Raw genomic sequence first — 18,915 nt, 5'->3', positions numbered from 1 at the left:
GGAACGAATGGACGTCGGCATAAACGAATCCATGGCGACGGGGGCCGCGGGCGTGCTCGGCAGGAAGGCTGATCCTTCCGTCCTTGCATCGGCCGCGACGGGTATCGTCAAATTCATCGAACGGCTGAACGGCGATGTCGACCGCATCTTCGGCAACGCTGGGATTTCGCCGGAGATGGCGGGCTCGCCCACGCTTCAACTGAGCCTCAGCTCCTACTGCCGGCTGTTCGAAGAAAGTGCCCGCATTACCCGCAATGACAATTTCGGCCTCTGGTTCGGCCATTCGTTCGATCCGCGTGATCTCGGTCTCTGGGGTTATGCCGCGCTGTCGGCGCCGACCCTTGGCACAGCTTTAGAAACGCTCGTCGATCTGTTCCCTCTGCATCAGCAATCTTCGACAATGGCGCTGGCGGGAACGCCCGAGGGCTTGATGAAGCTCGAGTATCGCGTCGACGCTCCGCAGATCGTCGAGCGCCGCCAGGATGCTGAGCTTTCGCTCGGCATGTTCCTGAATGTCATTCGTGAGGCGATGGGACAGGGTTGGGCGCCGGAGGAGGTCCACTTCGAGCATCCTAAGCCCGAGCAGTGGCGCGAACACGAGCGGGCGTTTGCGTCTCCGGCATTCTTCTCCCAGCCGACGAACGCCATCGTCTTTCGACCACAGATTTTGAAGCACAGCATGCCCTCGGCCGATGCGCGGTTGATGTCGGCCATGAAGCTCTGCCTCGAAAGACTTTCCGAACGCCAGGACGTCCGCTTCAGCATCACCGATCGCGTGCGCAGCGCCGTCAGGGCGCGCCTGCCGGAGGGATTTCCCGCGATCGAAGGCATTGCAGCCGAATTGCGCCTTCCGCTCAGCACCATCCAGCGCGAGCTTCATTACGATGGGCTGAGCTACAGTACGCTGGTTGAGAACACCCGCCGGGATCTCGCGCTATCTTACGTTCGCCAGCGCCAGCTCTCGTTTTCTGAAATCGCCTTTCTCGTCGGCTACTCGGAGCTGTCGGCGTTCAGCCGCGCTGTCCGCCGCTGGACCGGTCTTTCCCCGCGAGCGCTCCGTGCCGAGGTCTTTCGCAACCACGGCTGATATCTCACGAAACGAAGAGCGCTCGCCGGCACCGGCTTTTAGGCTTGCGCCAGCGCATCCATGCTTTCCGGCAGGATTTGGCCGCCATCGACGATGATCGTCTGCCCGGTGATGTAGGCGGCCTCCTTGGACGCCAGGAACAGCGCCGCATAACCGATATCCTCGACCGTGCCGAGCTTCTTCAGCGGAATGGATGCCGCCATCGACTTCTCGTATTCGGGCCCGAGCGCGGCCAACCCCTCGGTCGCGATGTTGCCGGGAAGGACGGCATTGACTGTGATGCCATACTTCGCGAGTTCGATGCACGCGGTGCGCATGAAGCCGAGTTGTCCGGCTTTGGTCGCACCATAGTGCGACCAGCCGGGGAAACCCGTCACCGGACCCGTGATCGATGATGTAATGACGATGCGTCCTTGATCCGATTTCTTCAAATAGGGCAGGCACGCCTTGATCGGCAGAAACGTGCCCTTGAGGTTTGTCGTCTGGACGAAATCCCAATCCTCCGGCGACAGCTCCTCGATCTTTGCCTGCGGGAAAATGCCGGCATTGGCGCAGAGAATGTCGATGCCGCCGTAGTCGCTCGCAACCGTGTCGGCGAGAACCTGCATGTCGCCCATGCTGGTGATGTCGGCCGCAAATCCTTTGGCCGTGCCGCCTGCTTTGCGGAACTCCTCGGCAGTTGCCTCCGCCTCGTCGAGATGGCGTGACACCACGAAAACCTTGCCGCCGTTCTTGGCGAAAACACGCGCGATGCCTTTTCCGATCCCTTTGCTTGCTCCGGTGACGATGACTGATCGGCCTGCAATAGACGTGAGCATTGAATTTGCTCTCCCTGGGATTCCTGTTGAAAAGGCGGACGCCGGCAAAGCGTCCGCCTCATATCGTATTCTCTTCCGTGCTTCCGAGGCTACTCGTTCAGAACCATGCGGCCGATACGGGCATGCGCTTCCGGCGAGATCACTCGGAGAGCAAGGCCCCAGACCAGACCGACACCAAGTATGATGAAGGCAATCAGCGGGATGCGGCCACCGAAGCCGCCCGTACCGCCGAACGTTTCAAGGTTCGCGACGAGCAGGTAGACGAGATAGACCTGCGAAACAAAGGCAATCACCGGAGCAATCAGGCCGGCGAAAACATTCACTTCACCCGGATGGTTGGCCCGGAAGTACACGATGATCGCGATCGAGACGACGGCCTGCAGGATGAGAAGCAGCATCGTGCCAAGAACCGCGAACATGGTGTAGACGCCGAGGTAGGCTTGGGCATTGGGATCGTTCGTACCGTAGACCAAGGCGAACAGCCCGACCCAGAGCACGGCAAGCAGCGTCTGAACGACGGAGGCAATGTGCGGGCTCTTGTGCGTCGGATGCGTTTTGCCGAGGAACTTCGGAAGCACGCCCTCACGGCCGAGCGAATACATATAGCGCGCAGCGGTGTTGTGGAAAGCCATGCTGCACGCAAACGAACTCGTCAGAATGAGGAGAAACATTGCTTCTTTCGCCCATGAGCCGACGAATTGCTCAAGAGGAGACAGGAAGAAGTTGCTCGAGTCGGCAACCGCCTTAGCCAACATGTCGCCTTCGGTCGGATAGGCCGAAATCGCACACCAGCTGGTGACGATGTAGAAAAGGCCAAGGCCGATGACGGAGTAATATAGCGACTTGGGAATGATGCGCTTTGGATCGACCGAACTCTTCGGCGTAGTTCGGCGCCATTTCAAATCCGACCCACGACCAGAACGCCATGAACACGCCGACCGCCGCAGCACCGGCCGCTATGTCGGTCGTTCCGACTTTCTGAGCGACCACGGGGGTCATGACATGGAAGACGTTCAGGGCTTCGAGGTTGAAAGCGCCAGGACCTTTGGCGACGAGCACGCCGATATCAAAGATCGACAGCATGATGACTTCGAACACCAGCGCCGCCCCCAAAACTTTCACCGAGAGCTGCACGTCCTGATAGGAGAGGAAAGAACTCAAAGCGATCACGAAGAACGCGAGATAGAGCCAGGGTACGTTGACGCCAAAATGTGCCTGTATCCACTGGTTGCCGAAATAGGCGAACAGGCCAGTCAACGACGCCTCGAAAATGCTGTAGCACGCCAGAGACGAAATGCCCGCCGCCATGCCTACGTCTCGGCCGAGGCCCAGGCTGATGAAGGAGTAGAACCCGCCGACGGAAGAAACCTTGCTCGCCATCGCGGCAAAGCCCACTGAAAAGATCGTCAGAACGATCGTGGCAAGCAGGAACGCTGCAGGAACATAGATCCCGTTACCGAAGCCTGCGGCGAACGGCACGTTGCCGAGCATGGCGGATTCCGGCGCCGCGCCGGTAACCGTCAAGAACAGCACGCCGATCAAGCCGATGGCCTTGGCGTGCAGCTTGTCGACCGACGCATCCTTACTTACATCGAAACTCTCGGTGGCTTCGAGAGCACTTGTGTTAGATGATGTCACGTTGGCTACTCCCCCTGGGTTGCAGTCATCCGAACATCCAGGATCTGTTCGGCGCGATTTGGAACGTACACGTACCTTCGGACGGTGATCTTCGGCCCATCGCCTTCGGTCTTGCATAGACAGGCGGGTCGCACATTGTTTGCGAGCGTATATGTGCAGCGCAAGGCACGGTTTGACATTGCGCTGTCAAAACTTGACCTATGTCAACTGAGCCCCATGATCTCCTTGAGTTCTGTGCTCGACATGACGTGGCAGTAGATCATGTTCATGATCTCGAGCTCCTTGTGATGAAGCTCGTCGGAACCGGCCGCGCAGCAATCCTCGACTACGACGACGGCGAAGCTTTCGTCCGCTAGGCTCCGGACGGTCGACGAGACGCATTGGTCGGTGAAGATCCCGCAGCAAACAACCGTCTTGATCCCGAGGTTGGTAAGAATAAGCCGCAGGTTGGTGCCGGTCAGGGCGCTGTCGGTTGTCTTCGTAACGACGATTTCGTCGCCGACCGGCGCCAGCTCCGCCACCAGTTGAGACGGTAACTCGTCCTTGGGCAGCAACAGATTGTTCCAGCCCGGCATTTTCTGCGACAGCGAGCGGTCCCGGCCGTCCTTGGTGTGGCAGGCGATACGGGCAAAAAGACATTCGATGCCGTTTTTCCGGAACGTTTCGATGAGGTCTTTCGTCCTCGGCAGCACGGTCTGGTGCATGCGCTCGTGGAACGGCGTCCAGGCATCATAGCGGCGCTGGTCCTCAGCTGAGAGCGACGCCCGGTCCGGCCGCTCCAGGTAGGTGTTCTGCACGTCGATGATGAGAAGGGCGGTATGAGCTTTGGAAAGGTCGGGATCGGCTGGTTCCGGGGCGCCGTCGTAATAAATGGAACGGTAGGCTGTCTTCCAGCTCATGCGTGACCTTTCAATAGCGTTTTTTGTAAAGGGAGCGGCGCTCGTAGACGTCGGCGGCCTCTTCGATGAATGCTGCGACGCCCGAGGCACCATAGACCTCGCGCAGCTCCTTGGCCGCCGCCAGCAGTTCATCCTTTGATCCCGCCCGGCCCGGGCGCAAAAGCTCATAGGTCCGCATGATGACGTCCTGCGGCACGTCGACCAGTTCGGCGCTTCGCTCGAAGTTAGCGGCAAGCGTCGGCCGTCCCGCGGCGTTTGCGATTTCGGCCTGCTGGCGGAGCGCCCGTCCGGTGATGCGCAGGTCTTCCATGGTGACGTGATCGCCCAGAACACCGTCGAGCGTCAGGTCGTCGAGGGTCTTGCCCGTCTTGGTTCGGACGGCGTCGGGGCGTATCTCGGCGAGAGGATAATCGGCGACCGACAGGGGTTTCTCGCTCATGCCGCGGCTCCGAGGAACTTGATGTCGATTTCTTCGGGTTCTGCACCTTCGGAGGTCATCTCGGTCTCGATGGCATAGATCATCGACACCCGCGCATGGTAGCGCGATCCCATCGCTTCGCCTCGGGTCGGCACGATCACGGGCTCGGGCATCTCGCCGCGCGCGTAGGCGGCGGCGTTGAGACCCATGCGCCGGTAATGCTCAAGCTTGGTAATGGGCGAATTGGAAAAAAGCTCCAGGTTATTGTGCGGCAGCCGGTCTTTCTGATGGATGACGGCTGTCCCCTTGGCTTGGATGCCGATCCCGATACCCGATCCGGCCAATCGCGCCGCGCTGAGGCCAAGGAAGGACGTGTCGGCGGTATGGCGCATGCGAACCACCCGCGCCGTGCACCCACCTTCCGTGATCCCCGAGATAAGCACGCGCAGGATGGCCGAAAGCGGATGACCGGCCACCGTCTGGAACAGCTTGACCCCAAACGCCGGGCTGATGCCGATAACCACTTCGCGCGGATTGGCAGTAACCGCTGCCGGACCGAGCGGCCGGTAGGAGATCCGAGTGATTTCCGTCGGACGATAAGTGGCTTCCACCCGCAGGACTTCCTGCCGTGTCAGCACGTCCCGGATGGCGACCAGCTCTTCGCGCCTGGCTTCGCTCACCCTGTAGCCCGTTCCCGGGCCTTGATAGTCGTTGGGGTCGTTGACGGCGCTGATGATCTTGCCGTCCCTGACGACGGCCGAGGTTTGCAGATAGTCGCCGGAGACGCGCAGCCGCACGACCTTCAGCAGGTTCTCTGCCTCCTCCCGGAAGCCGCGTGCGGCCAGGGCTTTGATGACGTCGATCACAGTGATCGATCGTTCGAAAATGGCTTCGCTGATCATCGCCACGTCGCGGCCCGAGAAGGTCCGCGTCTCGTCCGAGCCCGACGCCGCGATGACGCTTTGCTTCATGTCGGCGGTAGGCTTCGCGAGCCCAAGCTCTTCGAGCACGGCGCTGACGGCATCGACCGCCCGTGCTCTCAGATCCATGATCCGGCTCTCGCCGACCGGCGTCAATCCGCCGTCCGCCTCGAAGTCTCGCTGCAGGACAAGGTAATCTTCGAGCTCTTCGCCATTGAGAAGCGATGGATTGAACGAGTTGTCGTATTTCAGGATCGAGCCGAAGCCCGAGCAGATGAGGTCCGACCCGGCGATCAGATAAGGCAGGATCTTCGCCCCGACCCGGATTTCGGATTCGGTCGCCCGCGCGTCATTGCCCGACGCACATTCGAGATCGAGCCAGACCGCGATGAGGTTTTCGGCCATCAATTCGCGCATGCCGCCCGGCACCGTGCACGTGACGGGAGCGCCATCGACGCCGCCATTCTGCGTCCCCTGTACGCCCATGGCGCGTTGCAGACAGAGGCAGCGGGCTTCGAGATACAGCAGCGATTTGCGCTCGTGAAATCCCATCAGCAACTCGGATCCGGCGCCAGACGTGCACCGCATCTTGATGCCGCGTGATGCGTAGGCAGCCGCCAGAAATGCTTTCGACCATGGCGTATCGTCGCCGTCGATGAAGCTTTTCTCCGTGCCGTAGACCGACAGCGTCTCGGCGTAGGACGTGAAACCGGCCATGCCGATCTTCAGCTCTTCCGCCTCCTCGCTCGAACACTGGAACAAGGTCCCCCATCTCCCGACCGCGGCGCCCACGGCGCAGGCGACGGCATTCGACCAAGAATTGCGCGCGACCCGCATCGTCGTTTCGATCTCGTCGAAGCCGAACGCAACGGCGGTTGCTGCATCGGCCGCCATCTGCAGGGGGTCGTCCTTGGCGTTGGTGACGTGCGCCTGATTTCCGGGCGTCTGCCGCGCCCGCATTTTGCTGTAGGCGAACGCGATTTCGAGTGATGAGAGATGCGCGACGACCTCGGCGAGCTTTGCCGGCGTCATGCCGTGCGCCAGCCGGATAAGGGTGCTGCGCGGAACGTTCATGTCCACGAGCATCCGCGCCACCTCTATCGAGGGCATCGCCATCGCTTCGGGTGCGATCTCGGGATCGAGATGATACTTCGAAATGAAAATGTCGATCATATCGAAGTCACGGACGGCGATCCCGTCCATGGATTCGACGACGCCCTTGCCCATAGCTAGCCCGGGCTTCGGATCATGCGGGCTTTTGAAGGCTGCAAATCCGCTCGAAGCGTCTTCAATCGCGAACTTGTCGAGGCGAAGCGGCCGCTCGTCCCAGTCAGAAAACCGCTTCCAGCGATTGGCGCGAACGTGCGAGTCTTCCGTCATGGCATGGATCTCGGCAATGAAGCGACCAGTTGGATCGGGCGGTCAAGATACTCCCGGGAACCGCTGCGGAGTTTGACCTTAATTGCCCGGAAGTTGACGGGCTTCGGTCAAGCTTCACAGGGTGCGGCCCGGGCGAACTGAACAGCTACGCCGCGCGACGGTCAAGCGTTGAGATCATAGGCGCCTATATGTTCCCTGAAACAAGCCCGGCCGCGCCACATCGACTGGGAGCCTTGCCGAGGACTGCATGGAAGCAACGAAGAAAATACTCGAACTCAATGCATTCGACATGAGTTCCGACAAGGGGCTTTCGCCCGAGACGGCGAACCTCGTCCGGCGCCGGAAGGAAACGTTCGGTCCGACCTCGATGTTGTTCTACGAGCGCCCGCTCAATCTCGTGAAGGGTGAAGGCGTTTGGCTGCATGACGCCGACGGCACGCGCTATTTGGACGCCTACAATAACGTGCCGTCTGTCGGTCATTGCCATCCGCGGGTCGCCGACGCGGTCGCCCGGCAGATCGGCACACTCAACACCCACACGCGCTATCTCTATTCCAACATTTACACCTATGCCGAGCGGCTTCTCGGCACCATGCCGGATGCCGTCGCGAATATCGTCTTTACCTGCACCGGCAGCGAAAGCGCCGATTTCTCGCTTCGTGTCGCAAGGGCTGTGACCGGTGGCACCGGCTTCATCGTGACCGACAACGCCTATCACGGCAACACCTCGGCGGTGACCGAGATTTCGCCGTCCTCCGCCAGTGCCGAACCGCGCCCGCCATATGTCTTTCTCATTCCCGCGCCGGACACATATCGCGAAGCGCCTGGAAGTGTCGGCCGCCGGCTGGCAGAAGATGTCCGCACCGCGATCATGAGCATGGAAACGAAGGGCATTCGTTTTGCAGGCTTTATCGCCGACAGCATTTTCTCGAGCGACGGCGTATTCCCTGGCGAGCCGGGATTCCTGAAGGAGACGCAGGAGGCCGTCCACGCCGCCGGCGGCGTCTATATTGCCGATGAAGTCCAACCTGGCTTCTGCCGCACAGGAGAGCAGACCTGGGGCTTCGCCCGCCACGGACTCGTTCCCGACATGGTCGTGATGGGCAAGCCGATGGGCAACGGCTACCCGATGGGCGGCGTCGCCATAAAGCCGGATCTGCTGCAAGCCTTCGGCTCGAAATCAGGATATTTTAACACCTTTGGTGGCAATCCGGTCGCGGCCGCGGCGGGCCTCGCCGTGCTCGATGTGCTGAAAGACGAGGGCCTGCAGCAGAACAGCTTCGATACCGGCAACTATCTTCGTGCCGGAATCCGCAGCGCCTCAACCGATGGCGATTGCGTTGGCGACGTTCGTGGCGCCGGGCTCTATATCGGCGTCGATATCGTCAAAGACCGGCAGACGCGCGAACCCGATCGCGTCGCTGCCGAGAAGATCGTCAACGGCATGCGCGATCGCAACATCCTGATCGGCATAGCCGGCGGCCACGGCAACGTCTTGAAAATCCGGCCACCGCTCTGCTTTACTCGCGCGCACGCCGATATCTTCCTCGATGGCTTCAAGGGCGCATTAGCCGACGCATCCTGAACGCCGCATCGCATTTCACAGCAGGAGCAACGATGGAATCGAAGCTTTTCATCGACGGAAAGTGGGTTGACGCTCGTGAGGGTGGCACGCTCGACGTCATCAATCCGGCGAACGAGCGTGTGTTCCATACCTGCGCCGCGGGAACTGCCGCCGATATCGATGCTGCCGTCGCCGCCGCGAAGTCCGCGATGACCGGACCGTGGGCACGCACATCGGGCCGCGACCGGGCAGGATACCTCCGCGCCATCGCCGATAAAATCGAAGAGCGCAAACCGGAACTCGCCGAGATCGAAGTGAGGGACAACGGCAAGCCGCTCCCCGAGGCACTGTGGGATATCGGCGACTCCGCCTACTGCTTCAATCTCTACGCTACTTACGCCGAAGAACTCGACGGTCGACAGGACGAGATCATCGGCGTCCCCGACGAGCGCTTCCGGGCACGCGTCAAATACATGCCCGCCGGGGTCGCAGGTCTGATCGTTCCATGGAACTATCCGCTGCTGATGGCGGCCTGGAAGGTCGCGCCTGCGCTTGCCGCAGGCTGCGCGCTGGTGCTGAAGCCCTCGGAATATACGCCTCTGACCGCGCTGGAACTGGCACGGATTGCATCGGAGGTCGGTCTACCCGACGGCGTGCTGAATGTCGTCACCGGCTACGGCGCGACGGCGGGCGCACGACTCGCGGCTCATCCCGATGTGCGCAAATTGGCCTTCACCGGCTCGGTCCCGACGGGCATCGCGGTCGCGTCCGCCGCCGCGCGAGACATTAAAAGCGTTAGCCTGGAGCTGGGCGGCAAATCACCGATCGTGGTCTTCGATGATGCCGATATCGAGCAGACTGTCGAATGGGTGATGTTCGGCATCTTCTGGAACCAGGGGCAGGTTTGCAGCGCCACGTCTCGGCTAATCGTCGAGAAAGGCATCGCGCCGAAGCTAATCGATCGCCTGTCGGAAGAAGCCAAGAAAATCACGATCGGCGACGGCATGACGCCCGGGACGCTGCTCGGCCCGCTCGTCAGCAAGACCCAGTACAATAAGGTCACGAGCTATATCGATGTCGGCAAAAGCGAAGCGACACTGGTGACGGGAGGCGCGCGTCCAGCTCATCTCAACGAAGGCTACTTCCTCGAACCGACGATCTTTGCCGATGTGCCTGCGGCCGCGCGCATTTGGAATGAAGAAATATTCGGACCGGTCCTCGCCGTATCGACCTTCGCCAGCGAAGACGAAGCCGTGAAACTTGCCAACGGCAGCGAGTTTGGCCTCGCAGCCGCCGTCATGTCGCAAGATCACACGCGCGCCGAGCGCGTCGCCGACGCGTTTGAGGCCGGCGTGGTCTGGATCAATTGCTCGCAGCCGACGTTCCTCGAAGCGCCATGGGGTGGCGTCAAGAAGAGCGGCATCGGCCGCGAACTGGGCAAGTGGGGCCTCAACAACTTTTTGGAGCCCAAGCAGATCCTGAAATATCAGAGCAGCGATGCCTGGGGCTGGTATCTCAAGAGTTGATCGCTGGCTTCACGCCTTGAGCCGGTATCCCGTCTTGAAGATCCACCAAACGACACTCATGCACACCAAAAGAAACACGAAGGTCATCAGCAGACTGACGCCAACGTTCACGTCCGAAATTTCGAAGAAGCTCCAGCGAAACCCGCTGATCAGATAAACGACGGGGTTGAAGAGAGTGACGGTCTGCCAGACCGGCGGCAGCATCTTGATCGAATAGAACGTGCCGCCGAGGAATGTCAGCGGCGTGATGATGAGAAGCGGGATGATTTGCAGCTTCTCGAAGCCGTCGGCCCAGATCCCGATGATGAAGCCGAGCATGCTGAAAGTGACGGCCGTCAGCACCAGAAAGGTCAGCATCCAGATCGGATGCGCGATGTGAAGCTTGACGAAAAAGCTCGCCGTGGCGAGCACGAGCAGCCCGAGAATAACCGACTTCGTCGCCGCCGATCCGACATAGCCCAGAACGATTTCGAATGGCGACACCGGCGCCGATAGATGCTCGTAGATCGTTCCCGTGAAGCGCGGGAAATAGATGCCGAACGACGCATTGAGCGTGCTCTGCGTCAGCAGCAGCATCATGACGAGGCCCGGAACGATGAATGCACCGTAATCGACGCCCTCGACCTGCGAGATCCGTGAGCCGATGGCCGAGCCGAACACGATGAAATAAAGGCACGTCGACAGCACCGGAGAAATGACGCTTTGCGACAGCGTTCTGCCCCACCGCGACATTTCAAAGCTGTAAATGGCCCGAACCGCTTCGATGTTCATCGCTTTGCCCTAACAAGATCGACGAAAATGTCTTCGAGCGAGCTTTGCGTCGTCGACAGGTCCTTGAACGAAATGTCCGCCGCCCGCATGTCGTTGAGAAGTGCAGTTATGCCGGTACGCTCGGTTCGCGTATCGTAGGTGTAAATCAGCTCGCTTTTGTCGGCGCCATACTGCAGGTCGTAAGGTGCAAGCGTTTCGGGGATATGATCGAGGGGCACCGAAAGCTGCAGTTGCAGGCGTTTCTTGCCGAGCTTGCGCATCAGCTCATCCTTTTCCTCGACGAGAATGATCTCGCCCTTCGCGATGACGCCGACACGATCCGCCATCTCCTCCGCTTCCTCGATATAGTGCGTCGTCAGGATGATGGTGACGCCTCTCTCGCGCATTTCCCGGACGACGTCCCACATCTCACGGCGAAGCTCGACATCGACGCCCGCCGTCGGCTCATCAAGAAAGAGAACGCGCGGCTCGTGTGCCAGTGCTTTCGCGATCAGAACGCGCCGCTTCATGCCGCCAGAAAGCGTCATGATGCGCGCATTCTTCTTGTCCCAGAGCGACAAATCCTTGAGGACTTTCGCCACCAGCGCGTGATTTCGCGGTTTGCCGAAAAGCCCGCGGCTGAAATTCACCGTCGCCCACGGCGTCTCAAACATGTCTGTCGAAAGTTCCTGCGGAACGAGCCCGATCATTGCCCGCACGGCGCGATAATCTCGCGCGATATCTTTGCCGTCGACTTCGATCGAACCAGTGCTGGGATTGACGATACCGCAAATCGTGCTGATGAGCGTCGTCTTGCCCGCACCGTTAGGCCCAAGCAGAGCGAAGATCTCCCCCTGCCTGATCTCCAGATTGATGTCCTTGAGAGCCTTGAATCCGGATGCGTACGTTTTCGAAAGATTTGCGACACGAATGATCGGCGGCATCCTGATGCTCTTGGCAAATGGGGGAAGCATCGGCAGGGCATCACGTATCGCATCCGCCTTGTCAACGCTTCCGAACCGGAACTGTTGCAACTATTCCGCGGGTGTTGGCACAACGTGACCGTGAACGGGCGCCGCGACTTCGCCGACGTGTTTGAGCGGCTTGTTGCCGCTCAACCGGCGCAGGATCACGTAGAAGACCGGCGTCAGGAAGATGCCGAACAGCGTGACGCCGATCATGCCCGAAAACACCGCGATGCCCATCGCCCGCCGCATTTCGGCGCCGGCGCCGATCGATGTGACGAGCGGCACGACACCCATGATGAACGCCATAGACGTCATCAGGATCGGCCGCAGCCGGAGGCGGCTCGCCTCGATTGCAGCTTGCACCGGGTTGCGTCCCGAAAGTTCCAGTTCACGCGCGAACTCGACGATCAGGATCGCATTCTTCGCCGACAAGCCGACCAGCACGATAAGGCCGATTTGCGTGAAGACGTTGTTGTCGCCGTGCGAAAGATAAACGCCCGTGATCGCGGCGAGCAGCCCCATCGGCACGATCATGATGATCGACAACGGCAGCACGAGGCTTTCATATTGAGCCGCAAGCACCAGGAAGACGAGGAAGACCGATAGCGGAAACACCCAGATCCCCGAGTTGCCCGCGATGATTTCCTGATAGGTGAGATCCGTCCACTCGTAGCCGATGCCTTTCGGCAACGTTTCATCCGCGATGCGCTCGACCGCTGCCTTCGCTTGGCCCGACGAATATCCCGGTGCTGCGCCGCCGTTGACGTCGGCCGCCAGGAACCCGTTGTAGCGCATGGCGCGCTCCGGCCCCGCGATCTGTTTGATGTCGAGCAGCGCCGAGAGCTGGATCATCGCGCCGGTGTTGGAACGAACTTTCAGCAAGCCGATATCCTCAGGCCGCGCGCGATATTTCGCGTCGGCCTGGACACGCACCGAGTACGTCCGCCCGAACTTGTTGAAGTCGTTGACGTAGAGCGATCCGAGGTAGATCTGCATCGTGTCGAACACGTCCTGCACGGCCACGCCCAACTGGCGCGCCTTCGTCCGATCGATGGCGGCGTAAAGCTGCGGCACGTTTACCTGATAGGACGTGAAGATGCCCGCGAGTTCCGGGGCCTTGTTCAATGCCGCCGTGAAAGCGGTCATTGCTTCCGTCAGCGCGTCATAGCCCAAACCCGCCTTGTCCTCGACCTGCAGCTTGAAGCCGCCGATTGTCCCTAAGCCCTGCACGGGCGGCGGCGGGAACATGACGATGAACGCATCCTTGATGACGGCATATTCCTGGTTGAGCTTAGCCGCGATCGCAGGGCCGCTGAGTTCAGGCGAACGCCGCTCATCGAACGCCTTCAGCGACGCGAACACGATGCCCGAGTTCGAGCTGTTCGTGAAACCGTTGATCGACAGCCCAGGGAACGCCACCGCGCTCTCGACGCCTGGTGTTTTGAGGGTGATGTCGCTCATGCGCCGAATGACGTCTTCGGTTCTATCAAGCGTGGCGCCGTCCGGAAGTTGCGCAAACCCGACCAGGTATTGCTTGTCCTGTCCCGGCACGAATCCGCCGGGCACCGCCTTGAACAGTCCGGCGGTGACGCCGATGAGGATCAGGTAAATGAAGAACGCCAGCGCCTTATGACCGAGGATGCGCTTGACGCCGCCGCTGTAGGCATTCGAGCCCCAGCCAAACGCGCGATTGAAGCCTCGGAAGAACCAGCCGAACAGCAAGTCCATTGCGCGCGTCAGCCGATCTTTCGGCTCGTCGTGCCCCTTCAGCAGCACCGCGGCGAGCGCTGGCGAAAGCGTCAGCGAATTAACCGCCGAAATCACCGTCGAGATCGCGATCGTCAACGCGAACTGCTTATAGAACTGGCCCGTCAGGCCGGTAATCAGCGCCAGCGGCACGAACACCGCGACGAGCACCAGCGCGATCGCGATGATCGGACCGGAAACCTCGCGCATGGCCTGGATGCTGGCGTCGCGCGCCGATAAGCCGTTCTCGATATTGCGCTCGACATTCTCGACGACGACGATCGCGTCGTCGACCACGATGCCGATCGCAAGCACGAGCCCGAACAGCGTCAACGCATTGATAGAAAATCCGAAGGCGTGCATCACCGCGAACGTGCCGATGATCGATACCGGAACGGCGATGAGGGGAATGATCGACGCCCGCCACGTCTGCAGAAAGATGATGACCACCAGAACGACCAGTGCCACCGCTTCGAGCAGCGTGTGAATGACCGCCTCGATTGAAGCCCGCACGAACTGGGTCGGATCGTAGACGATGCTATAGTCGACGCCTTCCGGCATGTATTGCTTCAGCTCCGCCATCGTCTTGCGGACATCGTCGGAGATCTGGATGGCATTGGAACCAGGCGCCTGGAAAATCGGGATGGCGACCGCTTGCTTGTTGTTGAGAAGCGAACGCAACGAATAATCGGCGGCGCCAAGCTCGATGCGCGCCACGTCGCGCAGTCTCGTCACCTGATTGTTCGTCCCGGCCTTGACGACGATGTTGCCGAATTCCTCTTCGCTGGCGAGGCGGCCTTGCGCGTTCACCGAAAGCTGGAAATCGAGATTGGGAAGCGACGGCGATGAGCCGACGACGCCGACCGCCGCCTGCACGTTTTCTGCGCGCACCGCGTTGACAATGTCCATTGCCGAAAGGCCAAGCTCCGCCGCCTTGGCGGGATCGACCCAAACGCGCATCGAATAGTCGCCCGAGCCGAAGAGCTGCACGTCGCCGACGCCGTTGATGCGCGCCAGCCGGTCCTTGACGTTGATCACCGCATAGTTGCGCAGATACGTCATGTCGTAGCGATTGTTCGGCGACAACAAGTGCACGACCATCGTCAGGTCGGGCGAGCTTTTGACGGTCGTTATGCCGAGCGCACGCACGTCTTCAGGCAGCCGCGGCTCAGCCTGCGAAACGCGGTTTTGGACGAGCTGCTGCGCCTTGTCCGGATCCGTGCCGAGGCGAAACGTGACGGTGAGCGTCATCAGGCCGTCGGTGGTCGCCTGGCTGCTCATGTAGAGCATGCCTTCGACACCGTTGATCTGTTCTTCGATCGGCGTCGCAACCGTTTCCGCGATCACCTTCGGATTGGCGCCCGGATAGTTGGCGCGTACGACGACCTGAGGCGGCACGACCTCGGGATATTCCGAGATCGGCATCGCCGGCAGCGAGATCAGGCCGCCGAGGAAGATGAGCGTCGACAGTACGCCCGCGAAAATCGGGCGATCGATGAAGAACTTCGAAATATTCATAATGCGTGCTCGATTAGTTGGGCGAGATCTTATCGTTGCGCGAGTCGGCTGCGGCATGCTCTTCCGAGAGAGGCTGGCCGTTCACCGCCACCGGTTCAGGCGCGACCTGAACGCCGGGCCGGACGCGCTGCAGCCCCGCGACGATCACGCGATCTCCCGCCTGAAGCCCCTTGGTGATGATGCGCAGATCGTCCGTCATCGCCCCGAGCTTCACCTCGCGATACGAAGTCTTGTTGTCCGGGCCGACGACCATCACGTATTTCTTGTCCTGATCGGTCCCGATGGCGCGCTCGGAAATCGCGATCACGGGCGCAGACTTTGGCTGCGCCAGCCGAACGCGGACGAACTGCCCCGAGATCAGACGGCCATCGCTATTGTCGAATGTCGCCCGAAGCCGAACCGTGCCGCTCGAGACGTCAACCTTGTTGTCGACAAACTGCAGCACACCCGAGCGCCAGCCGCCGTCATCCGTCGCCGTCGCGATTTCGACCGGAATCTTCTCGACATGCGCCGTTGCGTTGGCTTCGGGCGAAAGAGTTGCGAGCGCCCGCGCGACGACGTTCTCGTCGGCGTTGAAACTGGCGTAGATCGGATTGACCGAGACGATCGTCGTCAGCAGAGGCGCATTTGGCCCGGCTTCGACGAGGTTTCCGACGGTGATCTCGCGCCGCCCGACGCGGCCCGAAACCGGAGCGCGAACTTCGGTCCATTCGAGATTGAGTTTCGCGGTCCTGAGCGCGGCTTGCGCACTCTTCAGATTTGCAACCGCGGCGTCGTAGGCATTGGCGCGTGTATCGAGTTCACGCTCCGACAGCGCGTCGCCGATGATCTGTCGGGCACGCGCAACGTCGGCCTTCGTGAATACGACCTGAGCCTGAGCCGCTGCAACCGCCCCGTTCAAGCGATCGATTTCAGCGGCATAAGGAGCCGGGTCGATGGTAACGAGCGAGTCACCCGCCTTGACCAAAGCGCCTTCGCGAAAATGAATGGCGACGATCTGCCCGGCGACGCGTGGCCGGAGGTCGACCCTTTCCACCGCTTCCAGCCGGCCCGAAAATTCGTCCCAGGTATTGGCTTCTCGCGGTTGCACGGTCGCAACCGATACCGCGACGGCGCCCGGCGCTTGCGCATCTTGCGCAAAAGCGTCGAGCGGCGGTGCCACAAGCGCCGCAAGGGCAACCGAGCCCAGCAAGCTCTTCAGATATTTGGTTTGTGCTTGGACGTACATGCTTAGTCCCTCGAATGTCTGTGAGCCTCAGCCGCGTGCTGGTCAGGCGTGGAGAGTCAGGAAAAATTGTCGACGATGAGACCCGGGTGCCAACCTTCGGGCCGGCTTTCGAATTGCGCAGGCTCGCCGGATCGGCCGGCGTCCTCGGCGTGATACCCGCAGGCCGATACAACGAAAGGGATGTGCTCCGCTTCGGTCTCGGAACCGTTGGTCCGATCCGCGAACAATCCCACAAACCCCCGAAAGGCGGCCGCGGTCGTCGAATTGAGAGAGCTTTTCATGGCGCGCGCATTCCCTATATATGTACTGAACGGTACGGATATAGGTCAGCGTAACGGCCTGTCAACTACTATTTGTACTGATGGGTATTGAAATGTATAGTGCCATTATAAAGAAAACGCGATCCGGGAGAGAACTGGTGCAAAAAGAAGCGGCGCACAAAGGCCGCCCGCGAGAGTTCGATGCCGACGAGGCCCTCGACAAAGCGCTGCGGGTGTTCTGGCAGCACGGCTACGAAGGCGCGTCCCTCTCCGATCTGACGGACGCCATGGGCATTAGCCGCCCAAGCCTTTATGCCGCCTTCGGAAACAAGGAAGAACTGTTTCGCCGTGCGCTCGATCGCTATGCCGAAAAGGGCCCCGGTGCGCTCCAAAGCGAAGCCCTGTCCGAGCCAACGGCAAGAAAGGTCGTCGAGCACCTTCTGCGCTCTGTCGCTCTGTCGCTCACCGACCCGTGCAATCCAGCCGGTTGTCTAGCCGTGCAAGGTGCGCTGACGTGCAGCCAGGCCGCTGATTCGATCAAGCAGGAACTCTGTAAGCGCCGCTCGGAAGGCGAGCAGAACCTGCGCCGGCGTTTCGAGCGCGCGAAGGCCGAAGGCGACCTCGACCCCGCGCAGAACCCCGAATCCCTGGCACGCTACGTCGTCACGGTGACGCAGGGCATGTCGGTTCAGGCCGCCGGTGGCGCCTCGCGGGCGGATCTGCTCGCGGTCGCGGATATGGCGCTGAAAGCTTGGCCGAACTGAGCGAAACGGAAGCGCGAACAAGGCTTGTCCACCTTCAGCGGGTCTTGTAGGCCGCAAACGCGACCGCCACGTGTCGGCAGTACCCGAAATTCCTGGTTCCGGAGAACGTCTTCATGTCCAACGGCTCGAACGTATCGATTTCCGGAAACCGATCACGCACACGTTCGATCGCAGCGACTGTTCTTTTCGCCGCAACATTCGTTCCTCTTGCCTCCGGCGCATCGACCGCAGGAGCCCAATGCGAATCGGGGAACGCCGGGCTGACTCTGCCGAAAGGCTTTTGCGCCACGATCTTCGCCGATCACGTCGGCGCTCCGCGCCATCTGGTCGTGGCATCCGACGGAACCGTCTACGTCAACAATCAGCGTTCGCTTCTGGCTTTGAAAGATACCAAGGGCGAAGGCCGCGCCGACGTCATCGAAAAGTTCGGTCCGGCAAATGGCGGTGGAACCGGCATCGGCATCTATCGCGATTGGCTATACGCCGAAATCGGCGACGAGATCGTCCGATACAAACTCAACCCTGGTTCGATCGTGCCGCAAGGAAACCCCGAAGCGGTCGTTCTGGAACTGCCGATAGACGGCGATCACCGCCCGCGCCCCTTCGCGATCGACCCGAAAGGCAATCTGTTCGTCGATCTCGGTTCCGCGACGAATTCCTGCCAGGAGGACAATCGAGCCAAGGAATCGCGTGGCATCGATCCGTGCACCGAACGCGAAACGCGCGGGGGCATCTGGCGCTTCGACGCAAACAAAACAGGCCAGCTCTTTTCATCTGCGACCCGATACGCGACGGGACTGCGCAACGCTGAGGGCATCGACTTCGACTCGTCCGGACGACTATTTGCGACCCAGCACGGCCGCGATCAGCTCTATCAGAATTGGCCGAAGCTTTATTCCTCCGAACAAGGCTCGGAATTGCCCGCGGAAGAACTTGTCGAAGTCAAGCAGGGCGGCGACTACGGCTGGCCCTATTGTTATTACGACGGCTTCCAGAAAAAACTCGTCCTTGCTCCGGAATATGGCGGCGATGGCAAAGCGGTCGGACGCTGCGCCGATAAGCTTGGCCCCGTCGCGGCCTTTCCGGCCCATTGGGCGCCGAACGATCTCAAAATCTACAAGGCAAGCCAATTTCCTGAGACCTACCGGGACGGCGCGTTCATCGCCTTTCACGGCTCGTGGAACCGCTCGGAGGGCGGTCAGCAGGGCTACAATGTCGTGTTTCAGCCGTTAAAGGACGGCAAAGCCTCCGGTCCTTATGTCATTTTCGCCGACGGTTTTCGCAACGGAGACGGATCAGGTACCGAGCATCGCCCGACGGGACTTGCCGTGGGGCCTGATGGTGCGCTTTACGTGGCCGACGACGCGGCCGGCCGCATTTGGCGCATCGTCTATAAGGGCTGACGTTTCGAATTTCGATCGCGAGCGGGGC

General features: G+C 60.7%; 16 protein-coding genes. 5 read left to right on the top strand and 11 right to left on the bottom strand.

Annotated features, from left to right (window positions below; translation table 11 throughout):
- Positions 1 to 7 precede the first annotated feature (7 nt).
- Positions 8 to 1,087 (top strand): AraC family transcriptional regulator, encoded by a 1,080-nt coding sequence (locus tag QM780_RS11450; RefSeq protein WP_415070602.1) that lies wholly within the window; start codon positions 8 to 10, stop codon positions 1,085 to 1,087.
- Between the two features lie 38 nt (positions 1,088 to 1,125).
- Here QM780_RS11450 and fabG read toward each other — a convergent pair whose 3' ends face one another.
- The 6 genes from fabG to QM780_RS11420 form a co-directional block, all read right to left on the bottom strand.
- Positions 1,126 to 1,905 (bottom strand): 3-oxoacyl-ACP reductase FabG, encoded by a 780-nt coding sequence (gene fabG, locus QM780_RS11445; protein WP_415070601.1) that lies wholly within the window; start codon positions 1,903 to 1,905, stop codon positions 1,126 to 1,128.
- An 89-nt stretch (positions 1,906 to 1,994) separates the two neighbouring features.
- Positions 1,995 to 2,729: an APC family permease gene (locus QM780_RS11440; protein WP_415072021.1), complete on the bottom strand. Its 735-nt coding sequence runs from the start codon at positions 2,727 to 2,729 to the stop codon at positions 1,995 to 1,997.
- A complete protein-coding gene (locus QM780_RS11435; RefSeq protein ID WP_415070600.1) occupies positions 2,650 to 3,543 on the bottom strand; it encodes an APC family permease in 894 nt (297 codons plus the stop codon). The genes QM780_RS11440 and QM780_RS11435 overlap by 80 nt, the downstream gene beginning before the upstream one ends.
- A gap of 203 nt (positions 3,544 to 3,746) precedes the next feature.
- Positions 3,747 to 4,442 carry a cysteine hydrolase family protein gene (locus QM780_RS11430; protein WP_415070599.1) on the bottom strand — a complete coding sequence of 232 codons (696 nt, stop codon included), beginning with the start codon at positions 4,440 to 4,442 and terminating at the stop codon, positions 3,747 to 3,749.
- Positions 4,443 to 4,452: 10 nt separating this feature from the next.
- Positions 4,453 to 4,881 carry a diol dehydratase small subunit gene (locus QM780_RS11425; RefSeq protein ID WP_415070598.1) on the bottom strand — a complete coding sequence of 143 codons (429 nt, stop codon included), beginning with the start codon at positions 4,879 to 4,881 and terminating at the stop codon, positions 4,453 to 4,455.
- The gene (locus QM780_RS11420; RefSeq protein WP_415070597.1) at positions 4,878 to 7,160 is read right to left on the bottom strand and encodes a propanediol/glycerol family dehydratase large subunit; all 2,283 of its coding nucleotides are present in this window, start codon (positions 7,158 to 7,160) and stop codon (positions 4,878 to 4,880) included. Before QM780_RS11420 ends, QM780_RS11425 begins: the two co-directional genes overlap by 4 nt.
- A 247-nt stretch (positions 7,161 to 7,407) precedes the next feature.
- Between QM780_RS11420 and QM780_RS11415 the strand changes: the two genes are divergently transcribed.
- Positions 7,408 to 8,745 carry an aspartate aminotransferase family protein gene (locus QM780_RS11415; RefSeq protein ID WP_415070596.1) on the top strand — a complete coding sequence of 446 codons (1,338 nt, stop codon included), beginning with the start codon at positions 7,408 to 7,410 and terminating at the stop codon, positions 8,743 to 8,745.
- 32 nt (positions 8,746 to 8,777) lie between these two features.
- Positions 8,778 to 10,250 (top strand): aldehyde dehydrogenase family protein, encoded by a 1,473-nt coding sequence (locus QM780_RS11410; RefSeq protein ID WP_415070595.1) that lies wholly within the window; start codon positions 8,778 to 8,780, stop codon positions 10,248 to 10,250.
- 9 nt (positions 10,251 to 10,259) lie between these two features.
- Here QM780_RS11410 and QM780_RS11405 read toward each other — a convergent pair whose 3' ends face one another.
- From QM780_RS11405 to QM780_RS11385, 5 genes are all read right to left on the bottom strand, one after another.
- A complete protein-coding gene (locus tag QM780_RS11405) occupies positions 10,260 to 11,021 on the bottom strand; it encodes an ABC transporter permease (RefSeq protein WP_415070594.1) in 762 nt (253 codons plus the stop codon).
- The gene (locus QM780_RS11400) at positions 11,018 to 11,944 is read right to left on the bottom strand and encodes an ABC transporter ATP-binding protein (RefSeq protein WP_415072020.1); all 927 of its coding nucleotides are present in this window, start codon (positions 11,942 to 11,944) and stop codon (positions 11,018 to 11,020) included. Before QM780_RS11400 ends, QM780_RS11405 begins: the two co-directional genes overlap by 4 nt.
- Before the next feature lie 90 nt (positions 11,945 to 12,034).
- Positions 12,035 to 15,232, bottom strand: a complete 3,198-nt coding sequence (locus QM780_RS11395) for an efflux RND transporter permease subunit (protein WP_415070593.1) — start codon at positions 15,230 to 15,232, stop codon at positions 12,035 to 12,037.
- A gap of 13 nt (positions 15,233 to 15,245) precedes the next feature.
- Positions 15,246 to 16,460 carry an efflux RND transporter periplasmic adaptor subunit gene (locus QM780_RS11390; RefSeq protein WP_415070592.1) on the bottom strand — a complete coding sequence of 405 codons (1,215 nt, stop codon included), beginning with the start codon at positions 16,458 to 16,460 and terminating at the stop codon, positions 15,246 to 15,248.
- Positions 16,461 to 16,516: 56 nt separating this feature from the next.
- Positions 16,517 to 16,741, bottom strand: a complete 225-nt coding sequence (locus QM780_RS11385) for a hypothetical protein (RefSeq protein WP_415070591.1) — start codon at positions 16,739 to 16,741, stop codon at positions 16,517 to 16,519.
- 92 nt (positions 16,742 to 16,833) lie between these two features.
- Here QM780_RS11385 and QM780_RS11380 point away from each other — a divergent pair, with 92 nt between their 5' ends.
- Both QM780_RS11380 and QM780_RS11375 read left to right on the top strand, forming a co-directional pair.
- Positions 16,834 to 17,484 carry a TetR/AcrR family transcriptional regulator gene (locus QM780_RS11380; RefSeq protein WP_415070590.1) on the top strand — a complete coding sequence of 217 codons (651 nt, stop codon included), beginning with the start codon at positions 16,834 to 16,836 and terminating at the stop codon, positions 17,482 to 17,484.
- 113 nt (positions 17,485 to 17,597) lie between these two features.
- Complete coding sequence (locus QM780_RS11375) at positions 17,598 to 18,887, top strand: PQQ-dependent sugar dehydrogenase (protein ID WP_415070589.1); 1,290 nt, start codon at positions 17,598 to 17,600, stop codon at positions 18,885 to 18,887.
- The last annotated feature ends 28 nt before the right edge of the window (positions 18,888 to 18,915 follow it).

This window comes from Hyphomicrobium sp., from assembly GCF_047600905.1.
Classification (GTDB): Bacteria; Pseudomonadota; Alphaproteobacteria; order Rhizobiales; family Hyphomicrobiaceae; genus Hyphomicrobium_B.
The sequence above is the reverse complement of the archived record's forward strand: the minus strand, read 5'-3'. Positions and strand labels throughout refer to the sequence as shown.